5 protein-coding genes are annotated in these 4,472 nt (G+C 50.4%); all 5 read right to left on the bottom strand.

The annotated features are described in order from the left end of the window. Positions 1-893 (bottom strand): pyridoxal phosphate-dependent aminotransferase (locus PHF27_RS13485; RefSeq protein WP_300071142.1); only part of this gene is annotated, 893 nt, incomplete at its 3' end. A gap of 107 nt (positions 894-1,000) precedes the next feature. Beyond that, positions 1,001-1,273: a hypothetical protein gene (locus PHF27_RS13480; protein ID WP_300071140.1), complete on the bottom strand. Its 273-nt coding sequence runs from the start codon at positions 1,271-1,273 to the stop codon at positions 1,001-1,003. A gap of 217 nt (positions 1,274-1,490) precedes the next feature. After that, on the bottom strand, positions 1,491-2,108 hold the full coding sequence (locus tag PHF27_RS13475; protein WP_300071138.1) for a trimeric intracellular cation channel family protein: 618 nt from the start codon (positions 2,106-2,108) through the stop codon (positions 1,491-1,493). Between the two features lie 97 nt (positions 2,109-2,205). Next, positions 2,206-3,681: a methyl-accepting chemotaxis protein gene (locus PHF27_RS13470; RefSeq protein ID WP_300071136.1), complete on the bottom strand. Its 1,476-nt coding sequence runs from the start codon at positions 3,679-3,681 to the stop codon at positions 2,206-2,208. Between the two features lie 157 nt (positions 3,682-3,838). Beyond that, the coding region (locus tag PHF27_RS13465) for an amino acid racemase (RefSeq protein WP_300071134.1) at positions 3,839-4,472 on the bottom strand (634 nt) is incomplete at its 5' end.

The raw sequence follows: 4,472 nt of genomic DNA, 5'->3' as shown, positions 1-4,472 counted from the left end.
CTGGCAAAAGCCGCCACCATGGTCGCCACCATATCCTGCGGGCCGCTGATTGCCGCTTCCGCCGCTTTTTGGGCGATGGAATTCGGGTTAGACGTCGCATGGCTTTGCACATTGCTCATGATCTTGGCAATTTCCGGCGTTGAAGCCGTGTAGCCAATACGCCAGCCAGTCATCGCATAGGTTTTGGACACGCCGTTGACAATGATCGTCTGGGCTTTGATTTTCTCATTGATGCTGGCGATGCTGACATGGGTTTTACCGTCATAAATCAGCTTTTCATAAATTTCGTCGGAAACTACATAAAAGCCTTTTTCCACTGCCAAATCCGCCAACTCCGCCAGTTCCTCACGGGTGTAGACCATGCCCGTAGGATTGCTGGGACTATTGAGGATAATGGCTTTTGTCTTAGCCGTTACGGCCTGACGAATTTGGTCTACCGTAAATTTAAAGCCCTGCTCTTCTGTCGTATAAACAATGACAGGCACGCCGTCGGCCAATTTAACCATCTCCGGATAGCTGACCCAAAACGGCGCAGGAATAATGACTTCATCCCCAGGATTGCAGATGGCCTGAAACACATTAACCAGCGAATGCTTGGCGCCGTTGCTGATTACAATATTAGCCGGAGCATAGTCTAAGCCATTGTCTTTTTTGAATTTGGCGCAAATGGCTTCTTTCAAAGTCATTGTCCCCGAAGCCGGCGTATACTTGGTAAAACCAGCTTCAATCGCAGCAATCGCGGCTTGCTTTATATGTACAGGCGTATCAAAATCCGGCTCGCCAGCGCCGAAACCAACCACATCGATGCCTTCCGCTTTCAGCTTTTTCGCCTTAGAATCAATCGCCAGCGTTGCGGACGGACTAATCGACAAACCTTTACGGGATAAGTTCATGGATAACAACCCCCTGAAATTTAAAATACCAATCCTCAGATCATTGTACGAAATAATTTTCACAAACGCAAACAATTTGCCAAGATCTTCCCTGTATACTTTTAACTTTATCCCAAAAGAGAGGCGTTCTTTCTTGTTTTATTGCACGAATGCGAGCCATTATAGTCAATCATTATATCCAGAGCGTTTGTGTCCACTTTTTCCATAGTCTCATCAGCAGCTTCTCCCAAAACCAAAACCATCCGCAAGTCTTTGCCTGCTTCCCCCATAAAAATTGCTTTTGCTGAAAACTCTTCAAACCCTAGCTGAGCAGCCAACGATTCTGTCATGAATTCTAAGATATCGTCTTCATTATACTTAAATACCTTTTTTTCTTTCATTAGCATATCCTCCAGGCATGGCGCTTTGCAGCATTTTCTTATATTATAGCGCGAATCGTTTAGCCCGTCTTTTAATGTTCAAAAATTGCGACTAAAGGCATGTCCCCTTTGTATTCTTTTTCCCTCAACTGCTAAAAAACGGGTCTTATCTCCCATTCCCTCACTAAAAAAGCGCCTTGCAGTCGAGGCTGCAACACGCTTTTTTAATAATACGCCCTTATATATGCCGAGTTACGCGCCCCACTTTAGGCAAATGGACATTATAGTGCACGCAAAGCAAGCGAATACCCAAGGTCAGGAAAAAGCACAGGTACATAGCCTGCCAGAGAGGCAGCTGCCACTGGGCGTAATAAAGAGCCACGCCGCCGGCAATGGACGCCAACGCATAAATCTCTTGCTGAAACACCAACGGAATCTCCCTGGCAAAAACATCTCGCAACACGCCGCCGCCAATGCCGGTTGCGGCTCCTAGAAAAACCATGATATATAACGTATTCAATTCATACGTAATCGCCAGGCTGGCGCCCACAGCGGTAAAGGCTCCCAAGCCCACGGCATCGCATAGTTGCACCACATTGGTGATCCGCACCAGCCAAGAATGAGCAACGCAGGTCAAAATAGCGGAAGCCAGCGCCAGCAAGGTAAAGGTCGGATCTAAAAATGCCGTCGGCGGCGTGTGCCCTACCAGCACATCTCGTAGAATTCCTCCGCCCACCGCGGTCGTCACCGCCAGAACGGCAATGCCAAAAACATCCATCTCCTTGCGAATGCCAACCATTGCGCCGGAAATGGCAAAGGCCACAGTTCCCAAATATTCAAAGCCGCTCAGCACCATACTCTCTCCTTATTTAACAACTCTCCTCTCATCGTATCTGACACCAAGGCGTCTCGTCAAGCAGTCCTCGCTAAAACCCGCCCTTACTTGCGCCAACCTAGACTGTTTCTCTTGGCTTCAGGGACAAGTCTACGCCAAGAATCACCTTGCTTCCTGCCGGGTCGCAGCAGGAAACAGCAACGGTTACGCAAGGATGGCCTGAAATGGCTGAAACATATACCTCCGATACATAGGACCCCTCCGCCAAAGCCCGGCGAAACCATTCTCTGCCATTAGCATTAGCCAAGCCTGCCGGCGGTAAAGAAACGATAAAACTGCCGTCTTCACGATTGGACCAGACAGCTTCCAGGTTTTTATGCTCCCGCAGCCATTGTTCCAGCTTCTTCTCCTGCGCCGTTTCGGGCAAGCGAGAAATCTCCTCAGCCAACGCCGTTACTTCTTGCAGAATTTGCGCCGTCTGCTTTTTCACTTTGCCGTCCGCTTCCGCCAAGCGTATCCGTGAAGTATCTTTTTGCAATCCCTCTGCCACTTGCTGCAGGATCGTTTCCATGGCTAAAGCCTCTTCTTGCGACTCTTTCTGCCGAGCTAACGCCTCCTCCGTCCGTTCTGCGCAGTGACGAAGCTGCTGACAATACTCATTAATCCGTTTGGCGACTTGAGCCATTTGCTGTACTGTTGCCGCTTGCTCCTGGCGCACGGCGCCCGCTTCCGCCAGTTTTAGTTCCGTCGTTCGGCTGGCATCTTGAATGGCTTCCAAATGTTCGAGAGCCTCTCTGACCGCCAATTGTCCTTCGGTCACCGCTTTTTCTTCTTCCGTCATAGCCTGCTCCGCCGCCCGCACGCCGCCTTCAATCTGAGCCAGCAGCACCGCCGCTTCACGAGCCGCTTTACTGCTTCCTTCGGATAAAACCTGAATTTCTTCCGCCACCACCGCAAAGCCTCTCCCATGCTCTCCGGCGCGCGCCGCTTCAATGCTGGCATTCAAAGAAAGCAACTGCGTCTGAGAAGCAATGCCGTGAATCGACGTAAGCAACTGTTGTATAGCCTGCGCCGTCAGAGACAAGGCGCTGATTTTATCTGCCAGTTCTGTCGACTGCAGCCGTATTCCCGCCATGGATTCGCCTACGCCCTGCACAGCCTGCCTGCCTTGTTCCGCTCGTTTGCGCGCATCCACGCTGCTCTCGTGAATTCCCTCCGCTACCTGCAGCATCGTTTGCGACGAAGCATGCACCCCGGCCATAAGCTGCTCCGCCTCTTTGGCCTGTTGCTCTAGCTGCCAGGCCGACTCTCTGCAAGTCTTCGCTTCCTGCGATACCACAGCTCCCTCGGCCGCCGTTTTCCCCAGCGCTTCTCGAGCCTGCCCCACGGCCGCCGCGACCTTAGCTGCCGCCATCTGCGACTGCTGCACAAATTGACGAACATCGTTCACTAACGCATTAACGGACTCAGCTACAGGAAGCAGTTTGCGGTAAGATAACACTGTCAAATTCCGGCTCCACTCTCCTTGGAGAAGTTTTTTGATGAATTGGTTCAAATCCTCTACTTCTTTATTTACTCTTGCAAAATTCCACATAGCAACCGCCTCCTTCGCTTACAAACCACAGAAAAGCCGCCACCCCTCACGGAGTAGCGGCTGCATTGCATCTAAAAGCATGGCTGTCTTTGGAGCACATGTTTTATGAATACAATTATAAGCGGCCTATAGTATCTTGGCAAGCTAAAGTGTTATGTTATACCCGTATACACACCGCACGTTCTTGTTCTTTGCGCTCCAGCTTGCGCGCCAGTTGAACCGCCCGCTGCGCTAAAAGCAGCGTAGGGTCCACCGTTTTAAAATCCCCCTGCACTTTGGCAAAAAGCAACGGAATTTCCGTACAGCCGGCAATAAACGCTTTCACACCGCTGCGACTATAACACGCCATCATTTCTCTCAGCCGTTCTAAGCAAGGACTGCCATTTATGTGTCCGCTTTTCACCTCGGCAATTGCCTGGGAAATAAGCCATTGTTCTTCCGGCTGCGGCGTCAAAAAGGCCAGGCCTTTTTGACTCAAGCGCTGTTGATACAGCCCGGTGCGTATCGTTGCCTCCGTAGCAAACAACATGATTTCCTGCGCCTCATATTTTTGCGCCTGCAGCAAATGCTCCGCTACGGTATCAATAATATGCAATACTGGAATAGTCACCGCCTTTTGCACCGCTGCAAACCAAAAATGCGCCGTATTACAAGGGATTACAATAAAATTAGCCCCTGAACGCTCCAACAATTTCGCAGAACGCACCAGCTCCGCCTCCGGACTGGGCGCCCCATGTAAAATAGCGTCAATGCGCGAAGGAATATGCGGATTGTTATAAATCAAAATAGAA

Origin of the sequence: Anaeromusa sp. (assembly GCF_028691475.1) — a bacterium.
In the GTDB taxonomy this organism is placed as follows: Bacteria; Bacillota; Negativicutes; order Anaeromusales; family Anaeromusaceae; genus Anaeromusa.
Note: the sequence above shows the minus strand (reverse complement) of the source record. Positions and strands in the feature narration are given on the sequence as shown.